Raw genomic sequence first — 16,952 nt, forward strand, 5'->3', positions numbered from 1 at the left:
CATGTTCCCACCAGTTGCATCGATTGCCACGCTCACGCTTAATCCATGTTTGGACGTGAGTTACGAGTTTCCCGGTTTGGTGCGTGATGAGAAGGTGCGGGCCGACCACACCCGGTTCGATCCTGGTGGCAACGGGATTAACGTCGGCAGGGCACTGAAGCAACTGGGCGCGCCGGCAACCAACTGCTGTATTCTGGCTGGCGAGATTGGCGAGCTGGTCGCACAGCTCGTCGGAGACCAACTGGACAACCTCGTTGCAGCGCGGATGCCTGGTGAAACTCGAATCAACTGCACGATTCTGGAAACTAATCCGCGTGCTCAATACGAGGTCGATGGCATCGGCCCGACCGTATCGGCAGAGGTCCTTGACGAAGTAACCGACAGGTTCTTGGCCGCCAACCAGGCAGGGTTTGGCGTTCTGACTGGATCGCTCCCGGCCGGAGTGCCGGAAACCGTGTACGGCGATCTCGTCGAAAGGCTGCGCCAACAGGGTACTCAAGCGATTGTGGACACGAAGGGGCCGATGCTTGCCAGTGCGATCGAACATGGTCCTTACCTGATCAAACCGAATCGGCATGAGTTGGAACGACATTGTGGCCGCCCACTGCCGAAGCTCGAAGCCGTGGTTGAGGAAGCTCGCAAATTGCAGCGCAAGGGTGTGACATATGTCTGCGTTTCGTTGGGCGGCGAAGGGGCCGTCCTAGTGGGCCCGGAAAATGCATATCATGCGACTGCGCCGCAAGTCCAAATTCGCTCGACGGTCGGAGCCGGGGATTCGCTGGTCGTCGGGCTGGTGGCCGCATTCGCGCAGGGGCACGACACCGCCGCCGCGCTACGTTTAGGCATCGCCTGCGGCAGCGGCACGGCGAAACACCCGGGCACGAGCCTGTTCACTCGGGATGACGTCGAGCGACTGGAGCCCGAGGTAGAATTGACACCGCTAAATTCTTAGCCACCTAATCATGGGCCAAGTCGTAAGGAAGATTTGATGAAAAACGAACTAGAAGTGAATATACCGCTGGATGTCGCGCCCTCGGCGCGAGAGACCTACGTAGATAACTACCGCACATTGACCAGCGACGTCGGACGCGTGATGCTGATGGCAGGCGATCAAAAGGTCGAGCATCTGAACGACGACTTCGTTGGGCCGGACATCTCGCCCGAAGACGCCGACCCGGAGCATCTGTTCCAGGTCGCCGCCAAAGCTCGCATCGGCGCGTTTGCAACGCACCTGGGGCTGATCGCACGCTACGGTGCCGACTATTCCAGCATCCCTTATCTGGTCAAGCTGAACGGCAAGACCAATCTCATGAAAACCGATCAACGCGATCCTGCCAGCCGCCAATGGCACACATTGGAACAACTGGCTCGCATTCGAAATGAGTCAGGTCTCAAGATTGTTGGAGTCGGCTTCACGATCTATCCCGGCAGCCAATTCGAGCACGAAATGCTGACCGAGGCGACGCGGCTGATCTTCGAGGCGCATCAAATGGGACTCGTCACGATCCTGTGGGCGTACCCTCGCGGGAAAGCGGTCAAGAATGAGTTGGACCCGCATTTGATCGCCGGCATTACTGGGTTGGCTGGCAGTTTGGGCACGGATTTTGTCAAAGTAAATTACCCACACGTGGAGGATGGTAAACCGGCAGAGCGTTTCAAAGAAGCGGTCCTGGCGGCGGGACGGACCAAAGTAATCTGTGCCGGCGGCAAGGGGACCAAAGCCAAAAAGTTTCTGGCGCGCCTGCACGACCAAATCCACATCAGAGGCGCCATCGGAAATGCAACCGGACGCAACATCCACCAACTTCCCCTGGACGAGGCTGTCCGTTTCTGCAACGCCATCTATGCCGTTTCCGTCGAGAACAAAAGTATCGAACAAGCGCTGGCGATTTATCGTGAGAACAAAGGTTGACGTATCTCGTCCGGCGGATCCCGCAGGGTGAGTGGCAGCAATATTGTGTACTGGGCAAACATCCCAGCACCGGCACATAGGAGCACAGTTATGAAAAGAGTAGCCATCAACGGATTAGGACGTATTGGGCGAATGGTGTTGCGACATTTCATGGAGGTGCAACCCAAAGACGTGGAATTCGTCGCGGCTAATGACCTTGTGCCTTCCGACAATCTGGCTTACCTGATCAAGTACGATTCCGTGCATGGGCGCGCACCCTACCCAGTGGAATCCACACCGGATTCTCTGCGGTTGGGAGAGCACCTGATCAAAGTTTCCGCTGAACGGGACCCGGCGCAGCTTCCCTGGAAGGAGCTGGGGGTGGACGTAGTGATTGAGAGTACTGGCTTGTTCACCAAACGGGACCTGGCCGTTAAACACATTTCTGCCGGAGCGCGGCGCGTGCTGATCAGCGCGCCTGCCAAAGATGCCGATTTTACGTTAATTCTTGGGGTCAACGATCAGGGTTTCGATCCGGCACAACAACAAGTCATCTCCGCTGGCTCTTGTACCACCAACTCCCTCGTGCCGCCACTCAAGGTGCTCATCGATAACTTTGGAATTGAGCGGGCCCTTGTCACGACCATCCATGCTTATACCGCCACCCAGGCTCTGGTTGACCGAGCGGCCAAGAAGAAAATTCGTGGACGAACCGCCGCGACCTCGCTCATCCCCACCACGACCGGGTCCGACGTGGCAACTGCGCTGGTTCTGCCGGAACTCGACGGCCGGATTCGTGCATTGGCCGTGCGTGTCCCCATTCCGGACGGCGCGCTGACCGATATTTGCGTAGACCTCAAGCAGTCCGTCACCGAGAAAGAAGTAAACGCCTCCTTCGCCAAAGCTGCCACGGAAGAGCCGTTACGTGGCATCCTGGGTTACACCGAGGAGGAATTGGTTTCCGCCGATATCATCGGTGATCCTCGCTCCGGCATCGTCCATGGTCTTTCCACCATCGTCGTACAGGGCAGCATGGTCAAGGTACAGGTTTGGTATGACAACGAATACGGTTACTCGCGCCGCTTGCTCGATATTGTCGAGCGATTGTCGCTGTAAGCAGGTGCTGTGGTTTCGCCGTACAGGCATGTCGATTCATTGCTGGAGCCGAGCATGAAGTTTTTGGATCAGATCGATCTCAAAGGAAAGAAGCTCCTGATTCGCGTGGACTACAATGTGCCGCTCAAAGATAGCGTGATCCAGGATGACAACCGAATCCGGGCAAGCGTTCCAACGTTGCACTATGCGATTGCGCACGAGGCAGCCGTCATCATTTGCTCGCACCTGGGGAGACCCAAAGGTACGCGAGTGGCGGAACTTTCGCTGGCACCGGCCGCGAAGAGCTTGTCAGAGATTCTGCAGACACAGGTGCGAATGGCTTCTGATTGCATTGGCCCGGAAGTGGCCGCTCAAGCCGCTGCGATCCAGCCGGGCCAATTGTTAATGCTTGAAAACCTCCGCTTTCACGCAGAAGAGGAGCAGAACGACCCCGCGTTTAGTCAACATCTAGCCGAACTGGCCGACGTTTATGTAAATGACGCCTTTGCCGTCGCGCACCGAACCCACGCATCCGTTGTCGGGGTGACGAGTTACGCCAACGTTTGTTGTGCCGGGTTCCTGGTAAAGAAGGAACGACAGTACCTGGGTGACGCCCTGGAGAATCCAGAACGACCGTATGTCGCTATCTCCGGCGGAGCCAAGGTGTCAACGAAATTGGGTGTCTTGAACCATCTGCTGGACAAGGCTGACGCGTTGATTATCGGAGGTGCAATGGCAAACACTTTTCTGTTTGCGCAGGGTTTCGCGGTTGGGAAATCCCGGGTGGAAAAAGACCTCGCAGAAGATGCCAGGAGCATTCTTGAAAAGGCCGACTCAAAAGGTGTCGCGCTGCACTTGCCTGTTGATTTTGTGCTGGGAGAAAGCCCCGACTGCCAAACAGCGGCGGGCACATGTAACACAGGGAACATTCCAGACGACTTAATGGTTCTCGATGTTGGGCCCAAATCTTTGACACGGTTCGAGCAGGTTCTCAAGCCGGCAAGGACCGTCATGTGGAACGGGCCGTTGGGCGTGTTCGAGAATCGGGCGTTTGCGAACGGCTCCCAGTCAATTGCGAAAAGCGTAGCGAGTCTGAGCGATGCGGTAACGATTGTTGGTGGCGGTGAGACGGGCGCTTTGATCCACATGCTAGATCTCGCCGCTGACTTCAGTTTTGTTTCCACTGGCGGTGGCTCCTTTCTTCGGTTTCTTGAGGGAAACAAGTTACCTGCGTTCGACGCGTTGGATAATTGGGATAACCGATCTTCAGGCTGACGGCAGTTTAACGGTATCACGTACGAACGGAGACGAGAATCTTGTCTAAACTCACTGAATCGCCGGTCTGGCAAGCGCTGTCTCAGCATCATGGCGAGATCGGCGACTTGCACATGCGGGACCTATTTGCTCAAGACGCGGACCGTTTCGATCGATTTTCGTTGCGTCTTGGCGATATCCTTTTCGATTTTTCCAAGAATCGCATCACGGAAAAATCCCTTGCTCTACTCGTCGATCTCGCCCATCAAGCGGGCCTGGCCGAGAGCATCAGAGCGATGTTCGCCGGCGAGAAAATCAATACAACGGAGCAGCGAGCCGCATTGCACGTGGCCCTGCGCAACCGGTCCAACCGACCCATTCGCGTGGATGGCCAGGACGTCATGCCTGAGGTCCACCGAGTTCTGGAAAAGATGCGTGGCTTCGGCCAGTCCATAGCCCAGAGCAAAGATCATCACTGTCTGAATAAACAAAGGAATGGCGATCCAGAGAATCGTGAGTGGATTCTGGATAATAGTCTCACCCTTGAACGAAAACAACAGAACAAGCGTCGCAAAAGTGCCTAATTGTGACCGGCGTGAGGAAATGCAGAAACTTGTCTTTGAACCATGTCTCGCCGTTCTTGGCGACCGCCGTTAATTCTGTCGGTCAGGCAAACGTGCAGTCACCGGGATATTGGGCTTCGATCTACATCAGTCGCGCTCGTGCCCCTGGTTCTGTGTTGCTTTCCCCACTGGATTGACTCGTGGGCCGTGGTCCACGTCGATACCACGGTCTGCATGTTCCAGGTCAGTATTTGCAAAGTACTTCCGCTGAAACCGTAAGGCCACATTGACCAGAGCAATTAGTACGGGGACTTCAACCAGTGGCCCCACGACTGCGGCAAACGCTGCACCTGAATTGATGCCGAATACTGCTACCGCGACAGCGATGGCGAGTTCGAAGTTGTTGCTGGCCGCCGTAAAAGCGATCGTAGTCGTTTTGGGATAATCCGCCCCCGCGACCTTGCCCATCCAAAACGACACCAGAAACATGACCACGAAATAGATGCACAAAGGAATAGCGATTCGGACGACATCCATCGGCAACTGCACGATGTACTCGCCCTTCAGGGAGAACATGACGACAATCGTGAAGAGCAAAGCGATCAACGTCAGTGGCGAGATCCGGGGAATGAACTTCTGCTCGTACCAATCCCGACCCTTTGCCCGCAACAGAACCAGTCGCGTTATCATTCCGCCGAAGAACGGTATGCCCAAGTAGATGAGCACGCTTTTGGCGATTTCCAACATGGAGACTTCAACAATCGCACCTTGCAGGCCGATCAATGGCGGCAGGTACGTGATGAAGAACCACGCATAGACCGAATAGAACAGCACTTGAAAAATGGAATTCAACGCCACCAGGCCTGCCGCGTACTCACTGTCTCCCTTGGCAAGTTCGTTCCAGACAATGACCATCGCAATGCAGCGAGCGAGTCCAATCATGATCAGTCCGACCATGTAATCCGGATATCCACGCAGAAACACGATCGCCAACAAAAACATCAGCGCGGGGCCAATCACCCAGTTTTGAACCAGCGATATTCCAAGGATCTTCGTGTTACGAAACACATCACCCAATTCTTCGTACTTCACCTTTGCCAACGGCGGGTACATCATCAGGATCAATCCGATGGCGATCGGAATGTTCGTCGTGCCAACCTGAAACCGGTTGATGAACGATTCAACGCCCGGAATGAGGTAGCCTGCCGCGACGCCAACCGCCATTGCCAGAAAGATCCATAGCGTGAGAAAGCGATCAACGAACGATAGTCTTTTGAGTCCTGCGTTTTCCATCTCTGCTTCCATCAAAGTAGGTGGTTTTTGTCGTTCTCGCTCGAAAGTGTTGGACTTCGAAATTTGGGGTTGTCAGCACAAAACGTTTCGATATTTTTAATAATATGAAATCAAAAGAAGCAGTGCAAGCTCTGTCCGCATTAGCGCAGGAATCCCGTCTGGAGGTGTTCCGACTGCTGGTTCGTTGCGGGGAAGAAGGTTTGGCGGCCGGTCAGATTGCTGAACAACTTGATGTGCCCCCGGCTACGATGTCCTTTCACCTGAAGGAACTGACACGCGCCGGCCTGATTGAACAAAGGCGAGAGGGTCGCTCGCTCATCTACACACTGGACTTCAAAGGCATGCGGTCATTGCTGGCGTATTTGACGGAGGACTGCTGCCAAGGCCACCCAGAACTGTGCCCACCGGACTACTCGAAGTCGGATTGCCGTGGTTCGGCACGCTCAAGAGGCCGCAAACAGAAGAGAATGTGAAGCCACCACGACCCCAGAGACAAACGAGATTGCATTCAAGCTGAGCGCGGTCGCTGACTAGGGTCCCAGGAAAGTGGTTTACCCACTATCGCTCAGCTTGGCGAAGGCCATGAACTCGGTAGTGCAGACCGGCATGAAATCCGCCGGATGTGAAATCAGGATCAGCTATTTCCTTTGTAATCTGACAACTTGCGCATCCCGTGGGTGGTCTTTGTCTCGAAATCGGGAGCCGGTTCGTTCAAGCGGGGCAGTTAGGTTGCATTTTCCATTGCAGCTTTCCTTCAATTGCCTGGCGGCGATTTGGGATTCACCGGAGATCCTTCGCCAGCAGGTCTCCGGGCAGTTCGATGAAGCAACGGCCATCCTCTCAGACAGCCGTGCCGACCAGTGCTCCGATCCCGGCAGTTAGCGCCATGGCGAGTGTGCCCCAGAATGTCACGCGCAGCGTTGCACGCCAGATGGGGGCTCCGCCGGCATAGGCCCCGACCGCGCCCAGCAGTGCGAGAAACAGCAGCGAGGCGATGGAGACCGTCCAAGGCAACAGATCGGCGGGCGAGACCAGTACCATCGCCAGCGGCATCGCCGCCCCGACCGAAAAGGTGGCCGCCGAGGTCAGCGCGGCCTGGATGGGGCGCGCCGTCGTAACCTCGGAAATCCCCAACTCGTCGCGCAGATGGGTGCCGAGCGCGTCCTTGGCCATCATCTGGCCGGCAACCCGCCGGGCAAGGTCGGGTTCGACTCCGCGATTGACGTAGATTTTCGCAAGCTCGTCCAGCTCGAAGTCCGGCTGGTCGACCTGCTCGGCACGCTCGCGTTCGAGGTCGGCGTTTTCCGTATCGGCCTGCGAACTGACCGAAACATATTCGCCCGCAGCCATCGACATGGCCCCTGCGACCAGCCCGGCGACTCCCGCGACCAGAACCTCGGACCCCGAAGTCGCCGCTGCCGCAACGCCGACGATCAGGCTGGCAGTCGAGACGATGCCGTCATTGGCGCCGAGCACCGCAGCTCTCAGCCAGCCGACGCGCGAGACGAAATGGTTTTCATTAGTCGACGCTACAGTGGTCATGGAAACGGTCCTTTCCCGTGTTATGTTACAAGGCAGCTGCCGGCCCGCTCGCAGGCAACCTGCTCCAATTGCACGGTGGCGTGTGCGATTCCGAAGCCGTGCTCCAGCTCATCAGCAACATGATCGAGGAAACCGTCAGGATCGGCCCCGTCCCAGACCAGATGCACGGCCATCGCGGTGCGGGTGGTGGAAAGCGCCCAGATATGCAGGTCGTGCACGTTGCTCACGCCCTCTTGCCCGCCCAGCCAGTCGGCCACGGCTTGTCGGTCGATTGCTTCGGGCACCCCGTCCAGTTCCAGCCGCAGCGAGTCACGGAGCAGCCCCCACGCCGTCCAGGCGATGAGGACGCTGACCGCGATGGCGACGGCCGGGTCGAGCCATTGCCAGCCGGTCAGCATGATCCCCGCCGCGGCCAGCACCACCGCCCCCGACACCGCCGCATCGGCGGCCATGTGCAGATAGGCGCCCTTGGCGTTCAGATCCTCCTTTTGCGACTTGATGAACAACAAGGCAGATCCGGTATTCACCCCGATACCGACCATCGCCACCAGCAGGATCGTCAGCCCCGGCACCTCGACCACGGCCTGAAAGCGGTGCGCGGCCTCCCAGATCACCAGGACGACGCCGATCAGAATGGCGACGGCGTTCAGCATCGCGGCCAGGATCGTGGCGCGGCCATAGCCGAAGGTATAAGCGACGGTGCCTGCGCGCTTGGCAAGCACGGCCGCGCCCCAAGCGGTCAGCAGGCCGGCGACATCGGTCAGGTTATGCGCCGCATCGGCGATCAGCGCCAGTGAGCCGGTCAGGAACCCCGCCGTCGCCTCGACCAGCACATAGGCGGTATTAAGTCCGACAGCCCAGCGAAAGGCGGGGCCAAGGTCGGCCGGGGTTGCATGGATGTGATCATGTGCCATGGTCTCAGACTTTCCGCCGTATCGTGCCGGAACGCACCATCGCGTACGCCGCCGTCGATCCAACCAGTCCGCTACCAACAATTCCAACCTTCATCGTTTGCCTCCGCTCCGTGTGTTGTTCGGGTGTCCCGAGTCCAGTGGTTTACCCACTATCGCTCAGTGTTTTCGCTGAACGGACTCGATGTCGTGAAGCAGCGCCAAAAATTCCCTCCTATTTGAGGAAAGCCTTCACCAACATGAGTACGGCGATCGCGAGCAAGAACCACCCAAAGTATCGTTTCAGTTTCTCTTTGTCGGTTTTGACGGAAATCCGACTCCCAATCTGGCCCCCGATAAACACAGCAATTGCGAGGAAGAGCGATAACTTCCAATTCCAGTGCCCGTTGATCATGTGTCCGGCAAATCCTCCGGTGGCGGTCATGCCGACCATGAACGCGCTCGAGCCAACCGCAATTTCCATGGGCACGCCGAACAGCAACACCATCATGGGAACTTTCAGTATTCCGCCACCGACTCCAACCATACCGCTGACCAGTCCCGCAGCGAAAGATACTGGTAACGCGACCGGCATGTTGACAGCATAGGATTGGTCTCCCACCGTTCGCTGCCAAACGCCGAACGCTTCGGTGCGAGCCGGGCCAAGCGCTCGAAACGACTTGACCATGAAAAAGCCGGCCACTGCCACAAATCCACTGAACAGCACGGACAACAGCGAACCCGAGAAGTAAGACGAAGAGAATCCCCCGATGAATCCTCCGAGCGTTGTCGCGATTTCCAAGACAATGGCCAACGGCCAGTCGATCCGTTTTGCTTTGCGGAACACAATCGACGACGACAAAGACATCGTCATGATTAGAAAGAGGCTGTTCGCCGCTGCCGTATGGAAGTCGATTCCGGACCAGACCTGCACAGGCGTGTAGAGCACACCGCCGCCTTGACCCAGCATCGAAAACACAACGGCCACTGCAAAGAACAAGATTGCCAGGACGGCGAACATAGCCAAGCCTTTTCGTAAGCGCGATTACAGCAGGCTACGAGTCGTAGCCTGAGCAAGGCACACAAGCCAGTCGCTTGTCTGCCAGGACACGGAGCTTGTCCACGAAAACGACTTCGCCACACCGCGCGCATCGCGCGGTGTCGAACAGCCCCTTGCGCACGGGCGGCACTTCGTCTGGAAGTGATTCGACCGCCAGAAATTCCGAGGCATCCAGTCCCATGATTCGCTCGATCAGCAGGTCGACCACTTCAGCGGGAATGTCTTGTGGCGGCACGCCGGCCTTGCGTTGTTGGACGAACCGAGATTGCAAAGCGTTCTCGAAGAAATCCGGCTTCAATGCGAGTCTCACACGGTGTCCCGACGCAACATCGATCAGCGTGAAGGCCATCTTGTTGTAGTAGAGCTTCTCAATGTTCGATTTCCCGTAGGTGCAACCAGTCGCAATCATCACGCCGTCGAGACAGCATCCAGCGGCATGACCTTTGCCGGTCTCAGCGATCACATGCAGTTTCTTGTTTCGCGATCGCGGCACGTTCAAATTTGCGCAGGCTTCCAAGCCAGCGCGAATACCAAGTGGCATGGCGGGACATTTGTGACCATGAAATTGAATTCCCCATTCGAGGAGTCCTGTTGGATCAGTCATTGTCTTTCTCCTTTGAGGAGGTGACTGCCGCGTGATATTTCGCGGCGATGTCGGTCAAATCAACCGTGGGCTTGGGAAACTGCATGTCCAAGGACTCGAGGTATTTGACCACGATCCGAGACACAATCAGGTTGCGTGACCATTTGTGATTGGCCGGCACAACGAACCACGGCGCGTGATCGGTGCTGCATCGGCTTAGCGCGTCCTCGAATGCTTTTGTATAGTCGTCCCAGTAAGGACGTTCTGCGTAATCCGCCTCGCTGATCTTCCATTGTCGTGTCGGATCGTCCAATCGCTTCTTGAACCTGCGTAGTTGTTCCTCGGGACTGATATGCAGGAAGAACTTGAGAATATGGGTGCCACTATCGGACAAGTGTTTCTCGAAAGCGTTGATGACGTCATACCGCTCCGACCAAACGCTCTTCGGCACCAGTTCCTGAACGCGAGCAATCAACACATCCTCGTAGTGCGAACGGTTGAAGATCACAACCTCGCCAACCCTGGGAACGACCTTGTAGATTCTCCAGAGGAAATCGTGTTCTGCCTCTTCAGGCGTCGGTGCCTTGAAAGCCTGAACGCGGCAACTCTGCGGATTCATGTAACCCAATACATGGCGAATCGTGCCATCTTTGCCACCGGCATCCAGCGCCTGCAGGCAAATCAGCAATGACCGGCGGTGTTCGGCGTACAAGAGATACTGCAATTCACGCAGACGCTCAGCGTAGTGGCTTATCTCATCAGCCGCCGCCTCCTTGTCCCTGGCAGCCTTGTAGTGCGGATCGATATCGTCCAGCCGCATTCGCTCGCCGGGCTTCACGCGAAAGTGTTTCATCTGGTTCTTTTCTTTACTTGCTGACTCAATCGGAACGCGGCCCACGGCCGAGACGCCGTTCAACTTCCAGGACGTACTGTGTCGTCTTCAGCACCGTGTCCGGGTTGAGACTCATCGAGTCGACGCCAAGCTCGACCAGGAACTCGGCCATCTCGGGGTAATCGGACGGTGCCTGGCCACACAGGCCGCTGTGGCGTTCATTGCGGCGGCAGCCTTCCACCGCCAGGCGGATCATTTCTTTGACGCCCGCGTCTCGCTCGTCGAAATCGAAAGCAACGATTTCCGAATCGCGGTCGACCCCCAACGTCAATTGGGTCAGATCGTTGGAGCCAATGGAGAACCCGTCGAACAGTTGGGCAAAGGCATCGATCTGAATAACGTTGTTGGGAATTTCGCACATCACGTAGATTTCCAGGCCATTCTCACCGCGCACTAAGCCGTGCGCCGCCATTGTGGCCAGCACTTTTTCGCCTTCGTTTACACGACGACAGAAGGGGATCATAAGCTTCACGTTGGTCAGGCCCATCTCGTCACGCACGCGCTGCATGGCGGCGCATTCCAGGGCAAAACCCTCGGCGTAGGCCGGATGTGCATAGCGCGACGCGCCGCGAAAGCCCAACATCGGATTGTCCTCTTCGGCTTCAAACCAGCGGCCGCCGAGCAACGAGGCGTATTCATTCGTTTTGAAGTCAGACATCCGCACCACGACCGGCTTGGGATAGAAAGCCGCGGCAATGGTGCCGACTCCTTCAGAAAGTCTTTGAATGAAGAATTCAGCTGGACTGTCGTAGTAGCGAGTCAGGTGTTCGATCTCCGCTCGCTCACCCGCCTCTTCGATACGCTCGGGGTGCAGCAGCGCCATGGGATGGGCCTTGATGAATTCGTTGATAATGAACTCCATCCGGGCAAGACCCACACCGTCGTTGGGCAGGAACCTGGTTTTGAAGGCGAGCTCCGGGTTGCCCAGGTTGATCATGATTTCGGTCGCCGGGCGCTGCATGCCGGCCAGCTCGGTTTCAATCACCTCAAAGGACACCTCGCCAGCATAGACACGGCCGACATCGCCCTCGGCACAGGACACCGTGACCGTATCACCGGTATGTATCTGGACTGTTGCGTCGCCGGCACCGACCACGGCGGCAATGCCCAACTCGCGCGAGATGATCGCCGCGTGGCAAGTTCGACCGCCGCGATTCGTAACGATGGCTGCCGCGGTTTTCATCACCGGTTCCCAGTCAGGCGTCGTCGTGTCCGCAACCAGCACTTCGCCTTCCTGGAAATCCGCCAGATGTGCGACGCCGGCAATCACGCGTGCCTGGCCGGTGGCGATCTTGGCGCGGACGGCCCGGCCTTCGGCCAGCGTGCTGTCGGGCTTGCCGGTCAATTCATACTCCTGGAGTACGGTGCCTTTCTTTTGCGAAGCGACCGTTTCGGGCCGAGCCTGCACCATGTACAGTTGGCCGTCCAGACCGTCCCTGGCCCATTCCATGTCCATGGGCTTGTGGTAACCCGCCTGTTGGCTGTAATGCTGCTCGACCTTGATTGCGTACTCGGCCAACTTCAGCACCTCGTCGTCGCTGATGCAGAACCGTGCTCGTTCCTCGGCCGACGTCGGCACGTTGCGCGTCGGTTCGCGAGTACGACCTTTGGCGTAGATCATTTTGATCTTTTTGCGGCCGAGCGTGCGTCGCAGCACAGTGCGATGGCCTTGTTCGAACGTCGGCTTGTGTACGTAGAATTCGTCCGGATCGACGGCACCTTGTACGACGTTTTCTCCCAATCCGTAGGCGCCCGTAATGAATGCGACGTCGCGAAAGCCGGTTTCTGTGTCCAACGAGAACATGACGCCCGAGGCGGACAGGTCCGACCGGATCATCTTCATCACGCCGACCGAGAGGGCCACTTTGAAATGGTCGAAGCCCTGATCGATGCGGTAGTGGATCGCGCGGTCGGTGAACAAGCTGGCGAAACAGCGCTTGCAGGCGTCCAGGTATTCGGCTTCGCCTTTGATGTTTAGATACGTGTCCTGTTGGCCGGCAAAGCTGGCAGTGGGCAAATCTTCCGCGGTCGCCGAGCTGCGAATGGCCAGGCTCATGTCCTCGCCGTATTCGCCACGAAGCGTGCGGTAGGCAGCGAGCATCTCGTCCCGCAGATCGTCCGGCAGCTGTGCGGCGTAGATGATCGAACGCGCGCGGGCTCCGCGGCGGGCCAGGTCCGTAACGTCGTCCGGATCGAGATCATCCAGCGCGTCGTGCAGTGCATCCCACGCACCGGCCTCGGTCAACACGTAGCGATAGGCTTCGGCCGTAATGGCGAACCCGTTGGGCACTTTCACGCCCTGCGGCGTCAATTCGCGATACATCTCACCCAGTGACGCGTTCTTACCGCCCACCAACGGCACATCATCGATCGTCAAGTCCTTGAAAAAACGAATGTATTGTTGGCTGTCGCTCATCTTTCCGTCTCCTTAAATCCGTCTCGTAGTTTGTTATTGGTCGAACGTCGGCCGACGCACATAAGCTTCGCAACCCGCGTAGTGGGCGGCATCGCCCAGTTGCTCTTCGATGCGTAACAACTGGTTATATTTTTCCACCCGTTCACCGCGCGCCGGCGCGCCGGATTTCAGGTGGCCGGCATTCATCGCCACGGTCAAGTCGGCGATAAAGCTGTCCACCGTTTCGCCACTGCGATGAGATACGAATGTCCCCCAGCCGTGATCCTGGGCCAAGCGCACCGCGGAGATCGTCTCGGTGACGGTGCCGATCTGATTGAGCTTGATCAGCACGGCATTGGCGATTTGCTCTTCAATGCCGCGCGCAATCAGCTTCGGGTTGGTGCAGAAGACATCGTCGCCGACCAGTTCGATACGCTCGCCCAGGGCGGCATTGAGTTGTTTCCAACCCGGCCAGTCGTCCTGTCCCATGCCGTCTTCGAGCAACACAAGTGGATACGCCGTGGTCAGTTTTTCGTAATAGGCCACCATCTCTTCCGGTTCCAGGTGGCGCTCTTCGCGACGCAAGTGATAACAGCCGTTCTCGAAGAACTCGCTGGACGCCGGATCACAAGCGATTCCCATATCCTTGCCCGGTTGCAGGCCAGCTCGCGAGATCGCCTCGACAATCAGCTCGAACGGTTCTTCGTTGGATGTTACGTGTGGCGCGAATCCGCCTTCATCACCGACTCCCACCGACATGCCCTTTTCTTCCAACAAGTCGAGCAGGCAATGGTAGACCTCGCTTCCCCACTCGAGCGCCTGCCGAAAACTTGCGGCGCCGTAGGGAGCGATCATGAATTCCTGAAAGTCCGCGCCTTGCCAATGAGCATGCACGCCGCCGTTCAGAATGTTCATATGGGGGACTGGCAAGCGCATGGTCGAATCGCCACCCAGGGACCGATAGAGCGGCTCGTTTTTCGCCACGGCGGCAGCGCGGGCCACCACCAGAGAAACGCCGAGGATCGCATTCGCTCCCAATCGAGACTTATTCTCGGTCCCGTCCAACTCGATCATCCGTTGGTCGATCGCTGCCTGATCGGCGGCGTTCATCCCAATGACGGCCGGTGCAATCGAATCGTTAACACCGGCGACCGCGCGCAAAACGCCTTTCCCACGATACCGCTGCGAGTCGGCGTCGCGTAGCTCGATCGCTTCTCGACTGCCGGTCGATGCGCCTGACGGGACGGCCGCCCTGGCCCACGCGCCACCAGCGAGCTGGCATTCCACTTCTACCGTCGGATTGCCGCGCGAGTCGAGAATCTCGCGGGCGAGTAACGTGCTGATGGTACTGCTCATATCTTTTCCGCTTTCGGTTGAGTCCGATTTTCTTGCGCCGCTTGTTCCAGCACGGACTTGGTGTGACGGGCGATCATCAGATGCTCGTTTGTCGGGACCACCAATACACGGCACTCGGCATTGGCTACCGAAATACAATGCTCGTGTCGTCGATTGCATGCCGGGTCGAAACGCACGCCAAGATGTTTCAATCCTTCACAGATCATGGCTCGCACGGGCGCAGCATGCTCGCCGATGCCGCCGGTAAAGACCAGTGTGTCGAGCCCGCTCAAGACAGCCGCCAATCCTCCAATGGCCTTGTGAATCTGGTAAACAAATAATTCAACGGCCTCCCTACACCGCAAGTCTTGTGCCGAGTCGAGGAGAATTTCCATGTTCGAAGTCACGCCCGAAACACCCTGCAATCCGGCTTCGTGATTGACCAGGCGTTCGATGGCGTCGGCGTCGTACCCGTACTCGCGCATCAGATAAACCAGCACGCCGGGATCGAGGTCGCCGCTGCGCGAACCCATCATCACTCCGCCGGTCGGCGTAAAGCCCATCGTGGTATCGAGCGGCATGCCATCGCGGATTGCGGCCAAACTGGCGCCATTGCCGAGGTGTGCAATGATTGTCCGCCCGATCTCCCCGTCGGTTAACTCGCCAAGCACATATTCGTAGGAAAGTCCGTGAAAGCCGTAGCGACGCAGCCCCTGGTCCCAAAATGTATCGGGCAGCGGCAATTGCTTGGCAACATCAGGCATCCGGCTGTGGAAGGCCGTATCGAAACAGGCGACCTGCGGCAAGTTTGGCAGACGAGCCGACAGGGCGTTGATGCCCGCGAGGTTGGCGGGCAGGTGCAAGGGCGCCAAGTGAGTCAGCTTGCGAATCCGCTCCAACACCGTGGGGGTGATCAGCACCGGGCCTTGATAGTCGGAGCCACCGTGAACCACGCGATGGCCGGCGGCATCGGGTTGCGGCATATTGTGTTCGGCAAATCGTTTTAACAGAACATCGAGAGCCAGTTCATGGTTCGGGAATTGCCCCAACTCGACTTGTTCCGGCCGGTCCGCAGCGTGTAACCGCAATCGCCCTTGGGCGGCGGAGATTTCTTCGACCGTGCCGTCAATCAGCGATCGTTCCTCTCCGTCTCCCAGTGCGTACTGTGCCAGCTTCAACGACGAGGAACCCGCGTTGACGCAAAGCACGGTTCGCTGCGCCGCGATCGTTTGATCATTCATCGCCGACCTCCGTCCAACACTGGTGCATGATCGACGCAATCGCCACCGACGCCAACCTTGCGGCGGGCGGATCGGATCGGGATGGCAAGACGATCGGCACTTTGGCTCCTATCACGACACCGGCCATCACGCCACCGGTCAAGTACTCCAGATCCTTGGCCAGAATGTTGCCGGAGTTCAGGTCGGGCGCGAGCAGAATGTCGACGTCGCCTGCCACGTCGCTGTCGATCTCCTTGGTCTGGGCGGCCTCCAGCGAAATCGCATTGTCGAATGCCAGCGGGCCATCGACCAGCGCATGACGGATCTGCTGCCGCTGGGCCATTTTGCTGAGACATGCCGCGTCGATGGTTGAGCCGATTTCCGGCTTGACCACTTCGACCGCGGACAAGGCAGCGACCTTCGGTGTCTCGATCCCTAAAACACGGGCCAGGTCCACGGCATTTTGTACGATCGCCAACTTTTGGATCAAATCGGGCGCGATGTTGATGGCCGCGTCGGTTACGAACAACAGCTTGTGATACGACGCCAATTCAACGACAAACACGTGGCTCAGCCGACGCTCGGTGCGGAGCCGAGCCAGTACCGGGTGCATTAGCACGTCCGTGTGCAGCCAGCCCTTCATCAGACCGGTGACCTCGCCTGCAGCGGCCAGTTCCGCTCCCTGCCGCGCCGCATCTTCTTCATGGATCGCTTCGACGATGCGATGCCCATCCAGCCGTACACCCGCCTGCTCGGCGGTCTGTTCGATCCGTTGCCGAACGCCAACGAACACCGGATCGATCAATCCCCGCTCCAGCGCTTGAGCCACCCCCTCCATGACATGCCGCTCGCCCACATCCACCACCGCCATCGTCAACGGCGGAAACTGCGTTGTTCGCTCAATCAGCTTTTGGAGTTTGTCGCTCATTATCTGAGGTC

Annotated in this window: 15 protein-coding genes and 2 pseudogenes; 6 read left to right on the forward strand and 11 right to left on the reverse strand. The window is 57.8% G+C overall.

Annotation, left to right across the window (positions count from 1 at the left end):
- The first annotated feature begins 1 nt into the window (after window position 1).
- From Pan97_RS07665 to pgi, 5 genes and pseudogenes are all read left to right on the forward strand, one after another.
- A complete protein-coding gene (locus Pan97_RS07665) occupies window positions 2-952 on the forward strand; it encodes a 1-phosphofructokinase family hexose kinase (RefSeq protein WP_144971521.1) in 951 nt (316 codons plus the stop codon).
- A 36-nt stretch (window positions 953-988) separates the two neighbouring features.
- Window positions 989-1,912, forward strand: a complete 924-nt coding sequence (locus Pan97_RS07670; RefSeq protein WP_144971522.1) for a beta/alpha barrel domain-containing protein — start codon at window positions 989-991, stop codon at window positions 1,910-1,912.
- A gap of 90 nt (window positions 1,913-2,002) precedes the next feature.
- Window positions 2,003-3,007, forward strand: coding sequence for a type I glyceraldehyde-3-phosphate dehydrogenase (gap, locus tag Pan97_RS07675; protein WP_144971523.1), 1,005 nt, complete (start codon window positions 2,003-2,005; stop codon window positions 3,005-3,007).
- A gap of 54 nt (window positions 3,008-3,061) precedes the next feature.
- Window positions 3,062-4,261 carry a phosphoglycerate kinase gene (locus Pan97_RS07680; protein ID WP_144971524.1) on the forward strand — a complete coding sequence of 400 codons (1,200 nt, stop codon included), beginning with the start codon at window positions 3,062-3,064 and terminating at the stop codon, window positions 4,259-4,261.
- A 113-nt stretch (window positions 4,262-4,374) separates the two neighbouring features.
- Window positions 4,375-4,638, forward strand: a pseudogene (gene pgi, locus Pan97_RS26775) (glucose-6-phosphate isomerase); the annotation flags it as partial.
- A 39-nt stretch (window positions 4,639-4,677) separates the two neighbouring features.
- On the opposite strand, the pseudogene Pan97_RS26780 reads toward pgi, so the two are convergent.
- A pseudogene (locus tag Pan97_RS26780) lies at window positions 4,678-4,888 on the reverse strand (arsenic resistance protein); the annotation flags it as partial.
- A gap of 62 nt (window positions 4,889-4,950) precedes the next feature.
- Window positions 4,951-6,096, reverse strand: a complete 1,146-nt coding sequence (gene arsB, locus Pan97_RS07690; protein ID WP_144971526.1) for an ACR3 family arsenite efflux transporter — start codon at window positions 6,094-6,096, stop codon at window positions 4,951-4,953.
- Between the two features lie 104 nt (window positions 6,097-6,200).
- Between arsB and Pan97_RS07695 the strand changes: the two genes are divergently transcribed.
- Window positions 6,201-6,569 (forward strand): ArsR/SmtB family transcription factor, encoded by a 369-nt coding sequence (locus tag Pan97_RS07695; RefSeq protein ID WP_144971527.1) that lies wholly within the window; start codon window positions 6,201-6,203, stop codon window positions 6,567-6,569.
- Between the two features lie 367 nt (window positions 6,570-6,936).
- Here Pan97_RS07695 and Pan97_RS07705 read toward each other — a convergent pair whose 3' ends face one another.
- From Pan97_RS07705 to Pan97_RS07745, 9 genes are all read right to left on the reverse strand, one after another.
- Window positions 6,937-7,638 carry a VIT1/CCC1 transporter family protein gene (locus Pan97_RS07705; RefSeq protein ID WP_144971528.1) on the reverse strand — a complete coding sequence of 234 codons (702 nt, stop codon included), beginning with the start codon at window positions 7,636-7,638 and terminating at the stop codon, window positions 6,937-6,939.
- A gap of 20 nt (window positions 7,639-7,658) precedes the next feature.
- Window positions 7,659-8,552 carry a cation diffusion facilitator family transporter gene (locus Pan97_RS07710; RefSeq protein WP_144971529.1) on the reverse strand — a complete coding sequence of 298 codons (894 nt, stop codon included), beginning with the start codon at window positions 8,550-8,552 and terminating at the stop codon, window positions 7,659-7,661.
- Window positions 8,553-8,763: 211 nt separating this feature from the next.
- Window positions 8,764-9,549, reverse strand: a complete 786-nt coding sequence (locus Pan97_RS07715) for a sulfite exporter TauE/SafE family protein (RefSeq protein ID WP_144971530.1) — start codon at window positions 9,547-9,549, stop codon at window positions 8,764-8,766.
- 34 nt (window positions 9,550-9,583) lie between these two features.
- Window positions 9,584-10,192, reverse strand: a complete 609-nt coding sequence (locus Pan97_RS07720; RefSeq protein WP_144971531.1) for an FmdE family protein — start codon at window positions 10,190-10,192, stop codon at window positions 9,584-9,586.
- Window positions 10,185-11,024 carry a polyphosphate kinase 2 family protein gene (locus Pan97_RS07725; protein WP_144971532.1) on the reverse strand — a complete coding sequence of 280 codons (840 nt, stop codon included), beginning with the start codon at window positions 11,022-11,024 and terminating at the stop codon, window positions 10,185-10,187. The genes Pan97_RS07720 and Pan97_RS07725 overlap by 8 nt, the downstream gene beginning before the upstream one ends.
- A 25-nt stretch (window positions 11,025-11,049) precedes the next feature.
- Complete coding sequence (ppsA, locus tag Pan97_RS07730) at window positions 11,050-13,479, reverse strand: phosphoenolpyruvate synthase (protein WP_144971533.1); 2,430 nt, start codon at window positions 13,477-13,479, stop codon at window positions 11,050-11,052.
- A gap of 33 nt (window positions 13,480-13,512) precedes the next feature.
- The gene (eno, locus tag Pan97_RS07735; RefSeq protein WP_144971534.1) at window positions 13,513-14,814 is read right to left on the reverse strand and encodes a phosphopyruvate hydratase; all 1,302 of its coding nucleotides are present in this window, start codon (window positions 14,812-14,814) and stop codon (window positions 13,513-13,515) included.
- Window positions 14,811-16,034, reverse strand: a complete 1,224-nt coding sequence (locus tag Pan97_RS07740) for an acetate/propionate family kinase (RefSeq protein WP_144971535.1) — start codon at window positions 16,032-16,034, stop codon at window positions 14,811-14,813. Before Pan97_RS07740 ends, eno begins: the two co-directional genes overlap by 4 nt.
- On the reverse strand, window positions 16,027-16,941 hold the full coding sequence (locus Pan97_RS07745; protein WP_144971536.1) for a bifunctional enoyl-CoA hydratase/phosphate acetyltransferase: 915 nt from the start codon (window positions 16,939-16,941) through the stop codon (window positions 16,027-16,029). The genes Pan97_RS07740 and Pan97_RS07745 overlap by 8 nt, the downstream gene beginning before the upstream one ends.
- Window positions 16,942-16,952: the final 11 nt, after the last annotated feature.

Source organism: Bremerella volcania (assembly GCF_007748115.1).
In the GTDB taxonomy this organism is placed as follows: Bacteria; Planctomycetota; Planctomycetia; order Pirellulales; family Pirellulaceae; genus Bremerella; species Bremerella volcania.

Bases quoted from the DNA above. Each gene is read 5' to 3' on its own strand.
- ppsA (WP_144971533.1), bottom strand. From the start codon at position 13,479: ATGAGCGACAGCCAACAATACATTCGTTTTTTCAAGGACTTGACGATC.
- Pan97_RS07665 (WP_144971521.1), top strand. From the start codon at position 2: ATGTTCCCACCAGTTGCATCGATTGCCACGCTCACGCTTAATCCATGT.
- Pan97_RS07695 (WP_144971527.1), top strand. From the start codon at position 6,201: ATGAAATCAAAAGAAGCAGTGCAAGCTCTGTCCGCATTAGCGCAGGAA.
- arsB (WP_144971526.1), bottom strand. From the start codon at position 6,096: ATGGAAAACGCAGGACTCAAAAGACTATCGTTCGTTGATCGCTTTCTC.
- Pan97_RS07720 (WP_144971531.1), bottom strand. From the start codon at position 10,192: ATGACTGATCCAACAGGACTCCTCGAATGGGGAATTCAATTTCATGGT.
- Pan97_RS07745 (WP_144971536.1), bottom strand. From the start codon at position 16,941: ATGAGCGACAAACTCCAAAAGCTGATTGAGCGAACAACGCAGTTTCCG.
- Pan97_RS07670 (WP_144971522.1), top strand. From the start codon at position 989: ATGAAAAACGAACTAGAAGTGAATATACCGCTGGATGTCGCGCCCTCG.
- Pan97_RS07715 (WP_144971530.1), bottom strand. From the start codon at position 9,549: ATGTTCGCCGTCCTGGCAATCTTGTTCTTTGCAGTGGCCGTTGTGTTT.
- Pan97_RS07680 (WP_144971524.1), top strand. From the start codon at position 3,062: ATGAAGTTTTTGGATCAGATCGATCTCAAAGGAAAGAAGCTCCTGATT.
- Pan97_RS07710 (WP_144971529.1), bottom strand. From the start codon at position 8,552: ATGGCACATGATCACATCCATGCAACCCCGGCCGACCTTGGCCCCGCC.
- Pan97_RS07725 (WP_144971532.1), bottom strand. From the start codon at position 11,024: ATGAAACACTTTCGCGTGAAGCCCGGCGAGCGAATGCGGCTGGACGAT.
- Pan97_RS07740 (WP_144971535.1), bottom strand. From the start codon at position 16,034: ATGAATGATCAAACGATCGCGGCGCAGCGAACCGTGCTTTGCGTCAAC.
- eno (WP_144971534.1), bottom strand. From the start codon at position 14,814: ATGAGCAGTACCATCAGCACGTTACTCGCCCGCGAGATTCTCGACTCG.
- gap (WP_144971523.1), top strand. From the start codon at position 2,003: ATGAAAAGAGTAGCCATCAACGGATTAGGACGTATTGGGCGAATGGTG.
- Pan97_RS07705 (WP_144971528.1), bottom strand. From the start codon at position 7,638: ATGACCACTGTAGCGTCGACTAATGAAAACCATTTCGTCTCGCGCGTC.